The organism is Mucilaginibacter flavus (assembly GCF_030409315.1).
In the GTDB taxonomy this organism is placed as follows: domain Bacteria; phylum Bacteroidota; class Bacteroidia; order Sphingobacteriales; family Sphingobacteriaceae; genus Mucilaginibacter; species Mucilaginibacter flavus.
Genome location: NZ_JAUFPS010000091.1, coordinates 16,518 through 33,109 on the forward strand (window position 1 = coordinate 16,518; position 16,592 = coordinate 33,109).

Genomic DNA, 16,592 nt, shown 5'->3' on the forward strand with positions numbered 1-16,592 from the left:
TCAAACTGATTGTTAAATAAAGTTAAAGTAAGTTAAATTGGTAGTGCACGATCAGGGAAATCGCTTTTTGAATTTTATAGCTCATTTTGGTTAAAGCCACCTTTATTATTGCTTTTTTCTGCCCCATAAATGGGACGGCAACGAGTTTTCAATCTGATTTTTCAAATTTATTGCCGTTTTGGCTTTAGCCAAATGTAAAGAAAGTAAAAATGAAGGTGGCTTTAGCCCCAAATTGCGCGGCTGGGTTTTAAAAGCGATTGGATTTGCATTATAAATTTACATTTCAATTATCTGCACTATTGATAACTTAAGTTTAATGTGATTTATTTGCAGTATAACAAACACATATCAATATGTCATTACAACCAGGCCAGGCGGCACCTCAGTTTACATTAGTATCATCGGCATTACAAACCGTATCACTGGCCGATTTTAAGGGCCGTAAAGTGGTTTTACACTTTTTCCCTTTAGCTTTCACCGGGGTTTGTACTACCCAGCTTTGCACCATGCGCGATAGTTTTGGTTATTACGATGGCTTAAACGCAACTATTTTAGGCATTTCTGTCGATTCGCCTTTTTCGCTGGCTAAGTTTAAAGAAGAAAATAATTACCAGTTTGATTTACTATCTGATTTTAATAAGGAAGTTTCAACCGCTTACGAAGCTATTTATGCCGATTTTGTGATGGGCCTTAAAGGTGTTTCAAAACGTGCTGCATTTGTAATCGATGAAGAACAGAACATTATTTATGCCGAGGTTTTAGAAAAAGCTACCGATTTACCAAACTTTGAAGCTATTGCCGCTGTGGTAAAATAATTCAATTGGCCTGTTGATGATAAAATTTTCAATTCATTATCAACAGGTTGATTGTTATATTGCAATATATTTTAAAAAAGTTTTGAATGGATGCGCGAAAAATCTATCTTTGCATTCCATTTCGGAAAAGCACTCGTAGCTCAATTGGATAGAGCGTCTGACTACGGATCAGAAGGTTAGGGGTTCGACTCCCTTCGAGTGCACATAAAATATACTGTTTTTAATTACTTATAAATACAGTATTAACGACTAATCTCAAGCCTTTCTGTGTAGTACCGAAAGGCTTTTAATTTATTACGAGCATGCTAAACCTGGTATTGTTTGGTCCTCCCGGAGCCGGAAAAGGGACTCAGTCACAAAAGCTTATTGAAAAACATGGATTGATCCATTTATCAACCGGCGATCTTTTACGTGGCGAAATTGCACAGGGAACAGAACTTGGCTTAGAGGCAAAAAAGTTGATGGATGATGGCAAGCTTGTTCCGGACGCTGTTGTAATTGGTATGATCAGCAATAAGCTGGATAGCAATAAAGAAGCTAAAGGTTTTATTTTTGATGGATTCCCCCGTACTGTTGCCCAGGCCGAAGCTTTAGATAGCTTGCTTGAAAGCAAAGAGTCTGCCATATCCGGCATGATAGCACTTGAGGTAAATGACGAGGAGTTAGAGCGTCGTTTATTGGAGCGTGGTAAGTTATCTGGACGGCCGGATGATGCCAACCCCGAAGTTATCCGTAAACGCATTGTGGAGTATAATGATAAAACTGCTCCGGTAGCTGGTTTTTACAAAGGACAGGATAAATTTAAAAGCATTAACGGAGTTGGCTCTGTTGAAGAAATCTTCACCCAGATTGGTGAAGTTGTTGAAAGCTATTAAGTAATAGTCCGAAAGTTAAGAAGACGGAAAGTCAGTAAAGTCCGGAAGTTAAGAGGAGTAATTTCTTATCTTTCGGACTTTACTGACTTTCGGACTTTCAGACTGATTTAAAACGAAAAAATTATGTCGCAAGGTTCCAATTTTGTTGATTATGTAAAGATCTGTTGCCGCAGTGGCCACGGAGGGGCGGGTTCTGCGCATTTACATCGTGATATATTAACCTCAAAAGGTGGTCCGGATGGTGGCGATGGTGGTCGTGGCGGTCATGTGATTGTTAAAGGCAATGCCCAGTTATGGACCATGCTGCACCTTAAATACCGCAAACACGTTATTGCCGGCGACGGAGAATCGGGCGGAAGTTCACTACGTACCGGTAAAACCGGGCGCGATGAGATTTTGGAAGTGCCCCTGGGTACAACCGTAAAAAATGCCGAAACAGGAGAAGTGATTTTTGAGATTACCCAGGATGGTGAAACCAAAACATTAACCCCTGGCGGTCGTGGTGGTTTGGGTAACTGGCATTTTAAAACCTCAACGCAGCAAACTCCCCGCTTTGCCCAACCCGGCGAAGATGGCAAGGAAGAATGGAATATATTAGAATTAAAGGTATTAGCGGATGTGGGTTTAGTAGGTTTCCCTAACGCGGGTAAATCAACTCTGCTTTCGGTAGTATCTGCTGCCAAGCCAGAAATTGCCGATTATGCCTTTACCACTTTAGTACCTAATTTGGGCATCGTATCATACCGCGATAACCGCTCATTTGTAATGGCCGATATTCCGGGTATTATTGAAGGCGCATCGCAGGGAAAAGGATTGGGTTTTAGATTTTTACGGCATATCGAGCGCAACTCGGTATTGTTATTTATGGTACCTGCCGATACTACCCGCACCATTAAGCAGGAATACGAAATATTACTGAACGAGCTACAGGAGTACAACGATGAGCTCATGCACAAACCCCGCGTTTTAGCCGTAACCAAAATGGATATGCTTGATGATGAATTGCAAGCCGAAATGAAAAAGGAACTTCCGGAAGGCGTGCCATCTATATTCATATCATCGGTAGCGCAAAAAAACCTTACCGGATTAAAAGATCTGCTTTGGCTTGAAATTAACAAGCAAACTGTTTAGAGGGAACAGGCTAAAAAAAATATGATAACAAACGGGGAATGTCATTACTATGATGTTCCCCGTTTGCTATAAACAACTTGAAAAAAGCTTTCTGCCTTAAGCTTTTAGCCTTCAGCTCAACAAACAATTTAGTCTGACATAAAAAAATATATCCGTCACCCAGCGTATCAATGTGGAAAAGTTGATAACTGGGGAAAATTTACGGGCGATATTTGATTTGGGTTTATGTAATTTGCGCGAGAAAAGCGATAAGAATATCAATATATGCGCTGCGAACTTAAAGCCTGTGCGTGCAAATTATATCAAACGGTTTGTAATGAACACAATGGCCACGCTTTTTTAAAAAGTATGTCAATATTTTTAACTTAAATGAGAACTTTTTTTTCAACCGTTTCGTATAATGGTTAACGATAAAAATGAACTGATTTAAATAATACGTTAGTATGGTTGAACTTTTACATTCGTCTCATTTTATTTACAATATATTAATAGTAGTGTTTTCAACCCTGATTACACTAATCTCTATCCCCTCTATTCTGCATGTTGCGCGTTCCAGACACCTTTATGATGATGTAGGCCATTTCAGAAAACAGCATGATCATGGTATTCCGCGTTTGGGTGGGGTTGCTATTTTTGTGAGTTTTACCATTACTATACTGTTATTTAGTATTATTGATAAAGCGTTACCCATAAGCTACCTCCTCATTGCCTGTATTATCCTGTTCACCATGGGTTTAAAGGATGATTTATCGGGTGTAAACTCAAGCACTAAATTTCTTATTCAGTTTGTGGTAGCCGCTATTTTGGTGTTGCTTGGCGATATCCGTATTACAAGTATGTACGGTGTTTTTGGCATTTTTACTTTGCCTTATGTACCAAGCGCTATATTTTCTATTTTGCTTATCATGTTGGTTGTTAATTCGTTTAACCTCATAGATGGGATAGATGGACTGGCAGCCGTAACCGGAATTATTGTTAACAGCACATTTGCCGCCCTGTTTATTTATCTTAAACAATATGAGCTTGCCGCTATTTCATTTGCCATGGTGGGCGCTATAACCGGCTTTTTACGATATAATATAACTCCCGCCAAAATATTTATGGGGGATACCGGCGCTTTACTAATTGGCCTAATATCGGCAGTAATGGCTATAAAGTTTATTGAGGTGAGCAAAATTGCAAATGCTGGGGTACCTGTAATTAATTGCGTGCCTGCATTAACCATAGCTATATTAATAGGACCGGTATTTGATACGTTAAGGGTTTTTACCTTACGGATAGCAAGCGGTAAATCGCCCTTTGAGGCCGATAGAAACCATATACATCACCGCATTTTAGGGCTTGGCCTTAATCATTTGCAAACAACTATATGCCTGTCATTGATCAATTTGCTATCTATAGGGACGGTGTTTGTTTTTAGTGGTTTAAATAATTCCCTGCTTATAGTACTTATTCTTTCAGTTTCCATTATTGCCAACTGGATCATCACATTTAGTTTACGCTCTAAAGAGCGCGATCGCATAGCACTCCGTAATTTTTTCGCGTAACTATTTAAGCTAACCTATAGTAGTTACAAAGTCATTACCTTTTCATTTCTTCAAATAACCATCCATCTTCATTAACTTTGCTGTTGTTATAAAACATGCACCAATGAAGATTGCTATAAATGGTTTTGGCCGTATCGGTCGTATATTTTTGAGGAACGTTTTGGCCCGGCCAGGTATTGAGGTTGTGGCTATTAATGATTTGGCAGATACCCAAACACTCGCCCATTTATTTAAATATGATTCTGTTCATCGTGGCTTTAAAGGCGAAGTTACTTTTGACGCCGACAATCTTTTCATCAACGGAAAACAAATTAAAGTACTTGCCCAGCGCGATCCGCTTGCATTGCCTTGGAGGGATTTGGGTATCGACCTGGTAATTGAATCAACCGGTAAATTCACTTCAAAAAAAGACGCCCAGATGCATCTTGATGCCGGTGCTAAACAGGTGATTATATCGGCTCCATCGGGTGATAAAAGTGTACCTACCGTAGTGCTTGCCGTTAATGATGAAGAGGTTGATCTATCGGCACCAATATTATCCAATGCTTCATGCACCACAAATAATGTGGCCGCCATGGTTAAAATACTCGATGAAAACTGGGGCATTATTGATGGCTATATTACCACAGTGCACTCCATGACCGGCGATCAAAACTTACATGACGCCCCGCATAAGGATTTGAGACGGGCAAGGGCAGCGTCGGCCTCAATTATCCCCACCACAACAGGTGCTGCAAAAGCTATTACAGCTATATTCCCTCATTTGGATGGTAAACTGGGCGGCGCGGGGATCAGGGTGCCTGTGCTTAATGGTTCATTAACCGATTTTACCTGTAGTCTTAAAAAACTGCCAACTATTGCCCAAATCAATGAGGCGTTTAAGCGGGCTGCCTATGGACCAATGAAAAACGTATTGGAGTATACCGAAGACCCTATTGTATCAACCGATATATTAGACAACCCGCATAGTTGTATTTTTGATGCCCAACTCACCTCCATTGTTGGCGGCCTGGTAAAAGTAGTTGGCTGGTACGATAACGAAATGGGTTACAGCAGCCGCCTTGCCGATTTGGTAGAAAAGATATCGGTACTTGAAAAAGTATAACTTAATTTCCTTTTGAGTATACCAGCGCGGCGGTAGTTACTACCGGTGTAGTGTTTTTCTTATCGTAATAATAATAAGTTGAGAAGCTGATTTTATCAGTTGTAACTGCTGTCACATTGTTTTGTGCTTCTGTTGCCAATTGCGCTAATTTGTATGCTTTATAAAATATAAAATCGCGTTTTACAACCAGCTTGGTGAATTTTGTGCCATCAACTGTTACTGTAGTAGCGGTAATGAACGGGGGGTTGTTGTTCATGTTATCGTCAACAGAATTGTAGCGGTAAACTTTGTCTTCATTTAAAACTTTATAGTCATAAACGGTTAACCCCGATTTGCTAAAATCTTCTTTTAAATGTAAGGCCGATGCTTTTTGATAGTCTGTAGGGTTAACCAATAAAGTAGCGGTTTCATGAAAGGTTAAATACAAGGTATCGTGCTTAACAGTTGTAACCACAGATTGATCTGCAATATCAAATTTTACAGCGTATGAACCTGCTGAGTTATCTGTAGTAGGAGTTGTTGGTGTTGGGTTGTTATCGGATATTTTGTGACATCCCGAGAAAATGACGGCTAATACTAATATGCTGATATATTTGTTCATGTTGTTCATTGCGCTTAATACATGTTGCAACGAGCAATAAATATGCCTTTTGTTGGTGTTTGGTATCAAATAAACATAAAAGGTTTAAAGCTGGCACAACCAAAGCTGCTATTTTTCGTATAAGGTTGCTTTTTAAAAAGCAGGCCGTTGTATAAGCAGAGCCACTTAGGGAAATAATTACCCCATTTTATGATAAAATTTATAGAAGTTGAGAATCTTTTGCCCATCCGTAACACAGTTTTACGAGAAGGGCGACTAACATTGGATGAATGCCGTTTTCCCACTGATAAAATTGAAGGCGCGTTTCACCTGGGGTATTATGTTGATGAAGAATTGGCATGCATCGTGTCGTTCCACCCGCAGCCTTATGACAAATTTGGTCCTAACGGTTATCAATTACGCGGTATGGCTACAACCGAAAAATACCGCGGGCAGGGCATAGGCAACCAATTGGTAAATTTCGCGCTTACTTATCTGCGTGGGCAAAAAGTAAATTACGTTTGGTGCAATGCCCGTAAAAAAGCTGTGCCGTTTTATCATAACACTGCTTTTGAGATCGTATCGACCGAGTTTGAAGTGCCTGGCATTGGCCCTCATTATGTGATGTATGTTAAATTAAGATGAAATAACAGGGCCGCCGAAACACCTTTTTTACTTTTGTGTTCAGAATTTAGAATAAAATGCTGAATTTGCGCGCCTTACATAAAACGACCATATAAATCATATGAAAACCGTAGATCAAATTAGTTTTGCAGGCAAAAGAGCTCTTATCAGGGTTGATTTTAACGTGCCTTTGGATAAAGATTATACTATTACAGATGATAACCGGATGACAGCCGCGTTGCCAACTATAAAAAAGATATTAAAAGATGGCGGTAAAGTTATCTTAATGTCGCACCTGGGCAGGCCTAAAAACGGACCTACTGAAGAGTTTTCTTTAAAACACTTGGTTCCGCATCTGTCGGATCTGTTGGGTCAGCAGGTTGAGTTTGCTGATGATTGCATTGGCGAACAAGCCGTTGAAAAATCAAAAAACTTAGGCAATGGCGAAGTTTTATTATTAGAAAACCTTCGTTTTTATAAAGAAGAAGAAAAAGGCGATGTAGCTTTTGCAGAAAAACTGGCAAAATTAGGCGATATCTACGTAAACGACGCTTTTGGTACAGCACACCGTGCGCATGCATCTACAGCTATCATCGCGCAGTTTTTCCCTGAAGCCAAATATTTTGGCTACCTGATGGCCGGCGAATTAGCCAATGCCGAAAAAATCCTTAACGGTGCCGATAAACCTTTCACCGCTATTATGGGTGGTTCTAAAGTTTCTGATAAAATTTTATTGATCGAAAAATTATTGGATAAGGTAGATAACCTGATCATCGGTGGTGGTATGGCTTACACATTTGCTAAGGCAGATGGTGGCAACATTGGTACCTCATTGGTTGAAGCCGATAAACTTAATCTGGCAATTGAGCTTAGGCAAAAAGCAAAAGATAAAGGTGTAAACCTGTATTTACCGGTTGATAACGTTATTGCCGATGCTTTTTCAAACGAAGCTAAAACCGGTGTTGCCAAAACGGGCGAAATTCCTGACAACTGGATGGGCCTGGATATCGGCCCCGAAACCGTAAAATTATTCAGCAAGGTTGTTGAAGAATCAAAAACCATTTTATGGAATGGTCCGATGGGTGTATTTGAAATGGAATCGTTTTTAGTAGGTACCAAAGCTATTGCCGAGGCGGTAGTTAAAGCGACAGAAAATGGCGCGTTTTCATTAATTGGTGGTGGCGATTCTGCAGCCGCGGTTGCTAAATTTAACCTTACCGACGAAGTTAGCTATGTATCAACAGGTGGTGGTGCTCTGTTGGAGTACATGGAAGGTAAAGAACTACCCGGCGTAAAAGCAATTAACGAATAATATTTTTGTTAAAAGATAAAAGAAAGTTCGACCTGTAAAACGGTTGAACTTTTTTGTTTTAAAGCATTTTTAATGATCATCAGGAATTTTATTGAAAGCGATAGGGAAACACTCCGCAATATTTACCTGGTAAGCCGTAAGCAAACATTTACCTGGTTTGATACATCGGGCTATACTTTAGCCGATTTTGATAAAGATACGCAAGGCGAGCAAATTATGGTGGCCGATAAAGAAGGCGCGGTTATAGGTTTTGTATCCTGCTGGCAGCCCGATGATTTTATACACCATTTATTTGTGCACCCCGCTTACATAAGCCATGGCGTGGGTAAAGCCCTTTTAAATGCAGCTGTAGCCGCGCTCAATAAACCGGTTACCCTAAAATGCCTTACCCGCAATGAATATGCGCTGGCGTTTTATCGCTCGCATGGTTGGCAAATTGAAGAAAAAGGGGAGGGAAAGCCGGGGGATTATTTTTTGATGAGTTATAGCTAACAACAAAGCGGGGCTTCCCAACCAGGAAAGCCCCGCTTTTGTTTTTAGTTTATTTTAACCGACGATACCACATCATTCGCGTTTGGCGATAGCGTGGTAAAGTTGGTGGTATTTGACGTCAACGTCCACGAAGTACCGGTAAAATTATCGTTGCTGTACATCGTTACCGACCATCCGCTCGGAACTTTCATTGACGATGCCCAATCATTCACAAAACCATAGGCCTGCAGTTGCGCCAGTGTATAACTGCCTTTGGGGATGGCGCCGGTGGCCGTGCCGGTATAATTTATATCCTGGTAAAAGTTTACGCCGGCGGCGGGTGTGCCGGTATTAAAAGTGGTAGCCTTGCCATAAAGCGCGTTAGATACGCTGCTTAAATAGGTGTGCGAGTCGGCATTGGGCAGGTTATAATATAGGTAGATGCCATAATTGTTATTTACAGTTTGGGTGGCCAATGATGCTGCGGTTGATGAACTGGTACTTTGGATATCAATAGCCGCGGGCCCAAGATTACTGGCCGCAAGGCCCGGTACGCTTGGTACCGAATAAGTGCCGTAAATGGCGTTCCAGCTATAGTCAACCTTTGAGCCTACAGTTACCCCGTTATAACTTAAACGTGAAGCAGCGGGGCCGTAAAAGTAAAACGAGATGATTTTAGTAGGCATAAGCTGGCGCAAAGCCGTAACCAGGTAAACAAAGGAACTTGAATTAGGCTGCCCGGTACCGTTGGTGCCATAATCGGCATATTCATCGTCAAAGTCGATACCATCAAGACCGTAGGTAGTAACCGCGTTGGCAAGCAATTGCGCGTAGGCGTTAGCCGAAGCCTGATCTGGGAAATTGCTGATCCCTGCGCCCTGGTGGTTGCCTAAAATAGATAATAACACTTTAATTCCCTTGGCCTGTAAAGGCTGAATATAAGTGGCCTTATTGCTGAGCACATTGGTGACCTGGGTATTAAAAAATAATTCGGCTTTTTGAGTGGTAGTGTTATAATTGATATTAGCCGCGAAAATAATGGCAATATCAAACAGTTGCTGGCCGGTTGAAAGATAATAATTGCCCACATTACGGATATCATTATTGTTAACCTCCACGTAGCAAACACCTTTAGGACCGCTTACCCCAATGGCATTGGTACTTAATTTGCTTGTTGAAGCTGGTTTAACAGATTCGACTGGTACAGGCGCTTCCCCTTTTTTACAGGCCGATGTGATGAGCATTAGCGAGCCAAAAAAGACTGATAAGGTTTTAGTTACTGAAGAATTAAAGTTTGTTCTCATAAAGTAATTGTTTTTGTTAATGAATAAATAGGATTATATAAAGACTTTTTTCAGCGGGCATACAAAGGCCATAGCTCTTTAAGTTTAGCATCATCTTTTATTTATCTTATTTAGGTAGCATGCTTACAATTGGGGCGTTGCAAACAGTGGTTTATTGGTTTATATAGTTAAGACAACTAAACAGGGGAAATTGCCTACAGGTTTTAATTTTTATTTTATAAAAATTAAACATCGGTTAATAAAAAATAGCTTCGTAGTTTATTTTGAAAATTGCTGAATCGTCCCTATGTAACAATGCCGAGGTTTTTAATTATTAGGGTGTGGGCCGGTTTGCCCATTTTGTTTTATTCAGTACTTTTAGGGAACTATTAACATTTTATGAAAAAAATTCTCCTTATAGTATTTTGCTTTGTGCTATCAGCCGCTTGCGCGCAGGCACAACCTAAAGGCCCGGATGCCGATTACATTAAAGCTAATTATACCAAATACGAATACCAGGTGCCCATGCGCGATGGTAAAAAACTGTTCACATCGGTATATGTACCTAAAGATCAAACCAAAAAATATCCCATCATGATGGATAGAACGCCTTACAGCGTTGCTCCATATGGTGTTGATGCCTATAAAACCGGGCTTGGTCCGTCATCGCTATTTGTACATGATGGTTACATATTTGTTTACCAGGATGTGCGTGGCCGCTGGATGAGTGAAGGCATTTTTGAGGAAATGACACCCGAAAAGGAAATTCACAAAACAAAAAACGATGTTGATGAAGGCACAGATACCTATGACACCATCGACTGGCTGCTAAAACAAATTCCCAATAACAGCGGTAAAGTGGGTGTTTGGGGCATTTCATATCCCGGCTTTTATACTACGGCCTCTTTGTTAAGCCGTCACCCCGCTTTGGTCGCCGCATCGCCGCAGGCACCAATGGCCGATCTGTATCGTGACGATGCTTTTCATAACGGTGCTTTTATGCTTACCGCCAATTTTGGCTTTTACCCGTTTTTTACAAACAGGCAGGATGATAAGCCCACACAACGCCGTGGTAACGGCTTTGATGCCGGCACCAATGATGGTTACGGCTTTTTTATGCGTATGGGATCGGTACAAAACTCCAATACCAAATACTATAAAGATACCATCCGTTTATGGAACGAAATGCTTGATCACCCGGATTATGATCAGCATTGGAAAGATAGGAATGTACTTTACCACCTGCACGATATTAAAACCGCGGTACTGGTTACCGGCGGCTGGTACGATGCCGAAGATTTGTATGGCGCTATCAATACCTACAAAACCCTGGTTAAAGAAAATCCTAAAACCCCGGTTTACTTTACTATGGGGCCATGGGTACACGGTGGCTGGTCCCGCGGTGATGGCGATCATTTAGGCGATGTAGGGTTTGGCGGTCCGACTGGTCCGTTTTATCGTGAAAAAATTGAGTTTGCCTTTTTTAACCATTACCTTAAAGGCGGCGACTTAGACCTGGAGCCGATCTCGACCTTTGAAACAGGCGTTAACGAATGGAAAACCTACAAGACCTGGCCGCCAAAAGAGGCTGCAGAAAAGAACCTGTATATGCTGCCAAACGGCAAGCTTTCTTTTGACTCCCCTGCCGCGGGTGGTAGCTTTGATGAGTTTATATCAGACCCAAACAAACCTGTGCCCTTCATCAATACCATTGATAACGATATGAAGCGCGAGTACATGACGGGCGATCAGCGTTTTGCCGCCCGCAGGCCAGATGTGCTTACTTACGAAACCGAAGTGTTGGACAAGGATATTACCCTTGCCGGCAACATTTGGGCAAATCTTAAAGTATCAACCACAGGCACCGATGCAGATTGGATTGTGAAGGTGATTGATGTGTACCCTGATTCGACTAAAAACAACAAGTTTACGGGTAAAGATGTGTACCTGAGTGGCTACCAGCAAATGGTACGCAGCGAGGCCATGCGAGGTAAATACCGTAACGGTTTTGATAAACCCCAACCATTTGAGCCAGGCAAAGTAACCCCCGTTAATTTCGAGTTACAGGATGTGTTGCACACTTTCAAAAAAGGGCACAAGCTGATGGTGCAGATTCAAAGTACCTGGTTCCCGCTTATTGACAGGAATACCCAGCAGTTCCAGGATATTATGAAAGCTAAGGACACCGACTTTAAAAAGGCTACCCACAAGGTTTATACCTCTAAAGATGAGCCAAGCTTTTTGAAAGTTAGGGTGATAGAGTAGTAGCGAGCTTGCTTAAGAAAGGTTAAATCAAAAGCGTCATTGCGCGGAACGAAGCAATGACGCTTTTGATCTTCTTAAGTGTTTTTAATGAATTTTTAAATGCTTGATGTAGCATTTAATCTCCTTTATCCGTAAATGAAGCTATAACCAAGCTGCTCAAAAGATGAAGAAGATTTTACTATCCCTGCTAATTATATCCTCTATTGCCTGTAATAAAACCCAACAAAAACCCGCTTGTTCTTTAGGTATTTGTACAGCCATTTACGCAACTATAGGTGTTAAATTTCTAGATAGCAAAGGTGCCGGTGTTGTTGTCACTAATTTTACGGCCAAAAACCTGCGCAGCGATTCTTTGATTGTGGCTGCAGGCGTTACCGACCCCGGTTTTTCACCATCTTATAAAACCATCGCTACAGATGGTAACAAAGCGCAGTTTTCCGCAGAAGGCGACAATGTGCAAATTTCTGCCACCGACCCGGATACCCATCAAACCAAAACTGCCACGCTTAAAATTGCCGGCGGTTGCACTTGCCATATTAACAAAATATCCGGTCCGGATACAATCACCTTTAATTAAGGGCAGCTTTATTTCTGAGTAATAACTACACCTGTACCGTTTGCCTTGGTTTGGTAAATAATGTAAGTACCCTTAGCGTCGGTAGTTACATTTACCGTATGGCTAACGCCAGCCTGGATTGTGATGGCATTTTTCCAGTTTGCGGGCACATAAGTTTTAAGGGTAAGCGGTATGTTGTAAAAACGCTTATCTAAAGGATGTTGAATTTTAATCACCATTTTGCCGTTTTCATTACCGGTAATAATTTTGGCGCTCTGTCTTTCGCGCATGTATTTGGTTACGTCGCCAAATGTGGCTACCCAAAGTTTATCCTCGTGATTTTTAATATAAGTGAAATACTCGGTTAGTTCGGTAGCAGGTAATGCTTCCCAGCCAATGCCCTGTACGCCGTGGTGGGTAAGTACCAGCCAGGTATCGTGCCTGTTCATGGTGGTATCAACCCAGGCTTTCATTATGGGCAGCGGCGTTTTAGTGGTAGCACCGCGCTGGTATTGTACATACTCCTTATTGGTATTGCCCGGTGTATCCTTATTGCCACGACTGATCTCTTTAAGCCATGGTTCGGGCATGCGGTTGCGTAAAGCCGGATAAACGGTGCTCAGGTATTGTACCGCGCGTTCGTTTTCGGTGCCAAAAGGCCCTTCAGCGCTAAAGGTATAAGCCAGCCCTAAATGATGTAAAATATCGAGCCGGCTGCTTTCCATTTCGTACTTCATGTTGGCTTCGTCAAGCGCGGCGAGGCGCGGGTGGGTAACCATATGGCTGGCAAATTCATGTCCCTGGGCGGCGTATTGTTTTATTTGTGCCCAGGTGGTGCCGTGGGCATCGTTGTATTCGGTATTGTGTTCGATGCCGGGTTTAAAATCGCCATGCCTTACTTTTGCGTACAACTCATCCATTACTTTATAAGCGGCGTCGGCCTTATGACCATCAATTAATGACCCTGCCTTATAATGGTAATCCAACGTACCTATCAACCCTAAATGCGCGGCAGCAGAGGCGCGCTCAAAAAAGTTATCCTTATTGGTAGGGGTGTTGGCGGTTTCGGCAATGATATCTTTTATCGGTCTGCCAATAAATTTTGCCTGGTACTTTGAACCCGGGATTTGCCCTGTGATGATAAAAAAGGTGCCTTTGAGGTTAAGCTTGTTTAAAATGGGCAGCGCTATTTTAAATTGGTTAATTGAGCCATCATCCCAGGTAATGGATACTGCTCCATTGCGGTTGTATTGCCATTTGCATATTTCGGTTTTACCGGGTTGCGCCTTTAAAAAGCAGCAGCAGGCCAGCATGAACAGGGCATATAGTGAAAGAAATTTCATAACAGGAGCGGTTTATAGGGCTAATATAGGCAGATGTTTTTTGCCGTAAAGCGCTGTAACAAAATCGTTAACAAGGTTATGTCGTACTTTATTAATCTTATTTAAACTAATTCTAAATAATTGTTGTGTTTTAAGATTGTGTTGTTATTTTTGCGACTAATTAGACTTAATCTAAATAATATGTTAAATAACCTACACAACTACCTGCAAAAAATTACTTTAGTTATCTTCTTGTTTCTCGTAACCGGGCTTACCGCAAAAGCCGGCGAAGAGGGCAACAACGGCAAAATATCCGGCTTTGTAAAAACCAGCGATGGTAAACCGGCCGCCTCGGTTAATGTGGCAATAAAAGGCCTCCATAAAAGTACAGCCACTATCGATGACGGATCTTTTAACTTTTTTAATATTAAACCAGGTACATACACGTTAATTACAACTTACGTAGGTACTAAAAGTGAAGAACAAAGTGTAACCGTTGTAGCCAACCAAACGGTAAGGGTAAATTTTACGCTAAATGAAAACGCGGCCCAGCTAAACGAAGTGGTGGTATCATCTACCAAAACCATTAACCGTAAAAAAATAACCATCGGTAAAATGAACGCCGCGCCTATGGATTTGCCGCAAAGCGTAACCGTAATTGGCAAAGATGTACTTGAACAGCAGCAGTCATTACGTTTAAGTGATGTTATCAGAAACGTGAACGGCGTTTACCTGTACAGCTCACGTGGTAACACCCAGGAAACCTTTGCCGCAAGAGGATACAATTTTTCGAGCACCAATATGTTTAAAAACGGTTTCAGGGTAAATTCGGGTGTTGTGCCAGAGGTTAGCTCGCTGGAGCGTATTGAAGTTTTAAAAGGCAGCGCGGCATTGTTATATGGTAATGTGGCACCAGGCGGTATTCTTAACATGGTAACCAAAAAGCCATTGTTTGAGCAAGGAGGCAAAGTATCCATGACATATGGCAGCTATGACCTGTATCGCCCGTCATTTGATGTTTATGGTCCCATCACCTCAAAACTGGCGTACCGTGTAAATGGTACTTATGAAAAAGCAAACAGCTACCGCGATAACGTAAAATCTGAAAGAGAATATATCAACCCTTCTTTTTTATACAAAATAAGCGATAAAACAACCATCACCGTTGAGGGCGATTATCTCAATTATGATTTTACTCCCGATTTTGGTACCGGCCAAATTAACAACGTAATTGCAAAAGTGCCACGAAACCGGTATTTAGGCGCATCGTGGTCAAACGGCAATACCAAACAAAGTACCGCTACAGCTACTATCAATCACCAGATTAATAGTTTATGGCAATTAAGCGGTGGTGTTAACTACCAGCATTTTAACAGGCAATATCAAACTACCGAACGAGTATTGCCAGATGCTAACGGCAATTGGGGCCGTACCCTTAACCAGGCAAAAACGCTGGAAGATTACTATACCGGCCAGTTTAACGTTACCGGTCAGTTTAATACCGGCGCTATAAAACATAATATTTTAGCCGGTATTGATGCCGATAGATATAATAACACCGCCTATACCTATGTAGCTACTGTAAATAAGGTTTCAAGTTACTGGGACAATGGTACTTCGTTAAAGCCCGCTTTGTATGATACCATTAATATTTTTGATGTTAATAAATACAGGTTGCGTACGGATAGGCCGGCTATGAGTCCGTTTTACAATATCCTTACTAAAACCAGCAGGTTTGGGGCGTACTTTAATGATTTAATCAGCCTGTCTGATAAAGTTAAGGTACTTGCCGGCATCCGCTGGTCATACCAATACATTGCGCCAACGGTGGTTACCAATTATTACCTGCCTGCTTTGGTGCAGCCATCAGCAAGTAAAACCGATAAAGCGTTTTCGCCAAGGGTAGGCATCGTTTATAAACCGGTTACCAATACCGCGCTTTTTGCCAGCTACTCTAATTCATTTATAACCAATACCGGTACGGATGTTAATAATAACCCGCTATCGCCCTCACTGGTTGATCAGTATGAGGCTGGTATCAAAAACGATTTCCTGAACGGTAATTTATCGGTTAACGTAACAGCTTACCGCATCATCAACAATAATCTGGCCCAAACAGCACCATTTTTGGCCGATGGTACTACTGTAAACATTAATACCAATATTAAAGAGCTGGTTGGTCAAACCAAAAGTGATGGTGTTGAGCTGGATATAGCAGGTCACCCGGTTAAAGGGCTGGATATATTGGCGGGTTACAGCTATACCAATGCGCGCTATTCAAAAACTTCAACATCTGTAGGTAGCAACATAGCCGGGCAGCCCCTGCTAAACGTGCCTAAGCATACCGCGAATACCAGCGTTTTTTATAATTTTTATGATGGTACTTTGCGTGGCTTTAAAGTTGGCGCATCTGTTTATTACCTGGGCGATAGGGTTGCCGGTAATGCAAATACTGTAGGCCAAACGCAAACCCTATCCAGGTTGGTTAACGTACCCGGTTTTACCACTGTTGATGCATCTGCAGGCTACACTTATAAAAAGATATCCATCATAGCTAAAATTTCCAATATCGGTAACGTGTTAAACTATAACGTACATGAAAACTATAGTATTAACCCAATAGCGCCAAGGCAGTTTTTAACTACTGTTTCATATAGCTTTTAATATCAATTGATACCAAATGTTAAACCGGGCTGTGCTTAGGCG

At 41.5% G+C, this 16,592-nt stretch carries 14 protein-coding genes and 1 tRNA gene; 12 read left to right on the forward strand and 3 right to left on the reverse strand.

Annotated features, from left to right (window positions below; genetic code table 11):
* Window positions 1–353 precede the first annotated feature (353 nt).
* The 6 genes from QWZ17_RS26030 (at window position 354) to gap (ending at window position 5,473) form a co-directional block, all read left to right on the forward strand.
* Window positions 354–815: a redoxin domain-containing protein gene (locus QWZ17_RS26030; RefSeq protein WP_290308268.1), complete on the forward strand. Its 462-nt coding sequence runs from the start codon at window positions 354–356 to the stop codon at window positions 813–815.
* Between the two features lie 129 nt (window positions 816–944).
* Window positions 945–1,018 (forward strand) — tRNA-Arg (locus QWZ17_RS26035).
* Between the two features lie 99 nt (window positions 1,019–1,117).
* Window positions 1,118–1,690: an adenylate kinase gene (locus tag QWZ17_RS26040; RefSeq protein WP_290308269.1), complete on the forward strand. Its 573-nt coding sequence runs from the start codon at window positions 1,118–1,120 to the stop codon at window positions 1,688–1,690.
* A gap of 123 nt (window positions 1,691–1,813) precedes the next feature.
* Entirely contained in the window at window positions 1,814–2,821 is a 1,008-nt protein-coding gene (gene obgE / locus QWZ17_RS26045; protein ID WP_290308270.1) for a GTPase ObgE, read from the forward strand.
* 443 nt (window positions 2,822–3,264) lie between these two features.
* On the forward strand, window positions 3,265–4,368 hold the full coding sequence (locus QWZ17_RS26050) for an MraY family glycosyltransferase (protein ID WP_290308271.1): 1,104 nt from the start codon (window positions 3,265–3,267) through the stop codon (window positions 4,366–4,368).
* 103 nt (window positions 4,369–4,471) lie between these two features.
* On the forward strand, window positions 4,472–5,473 hold the full coding sequence (gene gap, locus QWZ17_RS26055; protein WP_290308272.1) for a type I glyceraldehyde-3-phosphate dehydrogenase: 1,002 nt from the start codon (window positions 4,472–4,474) through the stop codon (window positions 5,471–5,473).
* A gap of 1 nt (window position 5,474) precedes the next feature.
* Here the strand turns inward: gap and QWZ17_RS26060 are convergent, their stop codons facing one another.
* Entirely contained in the window at window positions 5,475–6,074 is a 600-nt protein-coding gene (locus QWZ17_RS26060; RefSeq protein WP_290308273.1) for a hypothetical protein, read from the reverse strand.
* A gap of 189 nt (window positions 6,075–6,263) precedes the next feature.
* On the opposite strand from QWZ17_RS26060, the gene QWZ17_RS26065 reads away from it, so the two are divergent.
* The 3 genes from QWZ17_RS26065 (at window position 6,264) to QWZ17_RS26075 (ending at window position 8,481) form a co-directional block, all read left to right on the forward strand.
* Window positions 6,264–6,698, forward strand: coding sequence for a GNAT family N-acetyltransferase (locus QWZ17_RS26065; protein WP_290308274.1), 435 nt, complete (start codon window positions 6,264–6,266; stop codon window positions 6,696–6,698).
* A 100-nt stretch (window positions 6,699–6,798) separates the two neighbouring features.
* The gene (locus tag QWZ17_RS26070) at window positions 6,799–7,989 is read left to right on the forward strand and encodes a phosphoglycerate kinase (protein ID WP_290308275.1); all 1,191 of its coding nucleotides are present in this window, start codon (window positions 6,799–6,801) and stop codon (window positions 7,987–7,989) included.
* 72 nt (window positions 7,990–8,061) lie between these two features.
* Window positions 8,062–8,481, forward strand: a complete 420-nt coding sequence (locus tag QWZ17_RS26075; protein WP_290308276.1) for a GNAT family N-acetyltransferase — start codon at window positions 8,062–8,064, stop codon at window positions 8,479–8,481.
* 44 nt (window positions 8,482–8,525) lie between these two features.
* On the opposite strand, the gene QWZ17_RS26080 is transcribed toward QWZ17_RS26075, so the two are convergent.
* Complete coding sequence (locus QWZ17_RS26080) at window positions 8,526–9,764, reverse strand: endo-beta-N-acetylglucosaminidase H (protein WP_290308277.1); 1,239 nt, start codon at window positions 9,762–9,764, stop codon at window positions 8,526–8,528.
* 378 nt (window positions 9,765–10,142) lie between these two features.
* On the opposite strand from QWZ17_RS26080, the gene QWZ17_RS26085 reads away from it, so the two are divergent.
* On the forward strand, window positions 10,143–12,008 hold the full coding sequence (locus QWZ17_RS26085) for a CocE/NonD family hydrolase (protein ID WP_290308278.1): 1,866 nt from the start codon (window positions 10,143–10,145) through the stop codon (window positions 12,006–12,008).
* A 163-nt stretch (window positions 12,009–12,171) separates the two neighbouring features.
* Window positions 12,172–12,585, forward strand: a complete 414-nt coding sequence (locus QWZ17_RS26090; protein ID WP_290308279.1) for a hypothetical protein — start codon at window positions 12,172–12,174, stop codon at window positions 12,583–12,585.
* A gap of 8 nt (window positions 12,586–12,593) precedes the next feature.
* Here the strand turns inward: QWZ17_RS26090 and QWZ17_RS26095 are convergent, their stop codons facing one another.
* Complete coding sequence (locus QWZ17_RS26095; RefSeq protein WP_290308280.1) at window positions 12,594–13,907, reverse strand: polysaccharide deacetylase family protein; 1,314 nt, start codon at window positions 13,905–13,907, stop codon at window positions 12,594–12,596.
* A gap of 180 nt (window positions 13,908–14,087) precedes the next feature.
* Here QWZ17_RS26095 and QWZ17_RS26100 point away from each other — a divergent pair, with 180 nt between their 5' ends.
* Window positions 14,088–16,550, forward strand: coding sequence for a TonB-dependent receptor (locus QWZ17_RS26100; RefSeq protein ID WP_290308281.1), 2,463 nt, complete (start codon window positions 14,088–14,090; stop codon window positions 16,548–16,550).
* Window positions 16,551–16,592: the final 42 nt, after the last annotated feature.

What these genes read in the sequence shown, in the direction of transcription:
- QWZ17_RS26080 (WP_290308277.1), bottom strand. Translation starts at nt 9,764, where the DNA reads ATGAGAACAAACTTTAATTCTTCAGTAACTAAAACCTTATCAGTCTTT.
- QWZ17_RS26050 (WP_290308271.1), top strand. Translation starts at nt 3,265, where the DNA reads ATGGTTGAACTTTTACATTCGTCTCATTTTATTTACAATATATTAATA.
- QWZ17_RS26085 (WP_290308278.1), top strand. Translation starts at nt 10,143, where the DNA reads ATGAAAAAAATTCTCCTTATAGTATTTTGCTTTGTGCTATCAGCCGCT.
- QWZ17_RS26060 (WP_290308273.1), bottom strand. Translation starts at nt 6,074, where the DNA reads ATGAACAAATATATCAGCATATTAGTATTAGCCGTCATTTTCTCGGGA.
- QWZ17_RS26100 (WP_290308281.1), top strand. Translation starts at nt 14,088, where the DNA reads ATGTTAAATAACCTACACAACTACCTGCAAAAAATTACTTTAGTTATC.
- obgE (WP_290308270.1), top strand. Translation starts at nt 1,814, where the DNA reads ATGTCGCAAGGTTCCAATTTTGTTGATTATGTAAAGATCTGTTGCCGC.
- QWZ17_RS26030 (WP_290308268.1), top strand. Translation starts at nt 354, where the DNA reads ATGTCATTACAACCAGGCCAGGCGGCACCTCAGTTTACATTAGTATCA.
- QWZ17_RS26090 (WP_290308279.1), top strand. Translation starts at nt 12,172, where the DNA reads ATGAAGAAGATTTTACTATCCCTGCTAATTATATCCTCTATTGCCTGT.
- QWZ17_RS26040 (WP_290308269.1), top strand. Translation starts at nt 1,118, where the DNA reads ATGCTAAACCTGGTATTGTTTGGTCCTCCCGGAGCCGGAAAAGGGACT.
- QWZ17_RS26065 (WP_290308274.1), top strand. Translation starts at nt 6,264, where the DNA reads ATGATAAAATTTATAGAAGTTGAGAATCTTTTGCCCATCCGTAACACA.
- QWZ17_RS26095 (WP_290308280.1), bottom strand. Translation starts at nt 13,907, where the DNA reads ATGAAATTTCTTTCACTATATGCCCTGTTCATGCTGGCCTGCTGCTGC.
- QWZ17_RS26070 (WP_290308275.1), top strand. Translation starts at nt 6,799, where the DNA reads ATGAAAACCGTAGATCAAATTAGTTTTGCAGGCAAAAGAGCTCTTATC.
- gap (WP_290308272.1), top strand. Translation starts at nt 4,472, where the DNA reads ATGAAGATTGCTATAAATGGTTTTGGCCGTATCGGTCGTATATTTTTG.
- QWZ17_RS26075 (WP_290308276.1), top strand. Translation starts at nt 8,062, where the DNA reads ATGATCATCAGGAATTTTATTGAAAGCGATAGGGAAACACTCCGCAAT.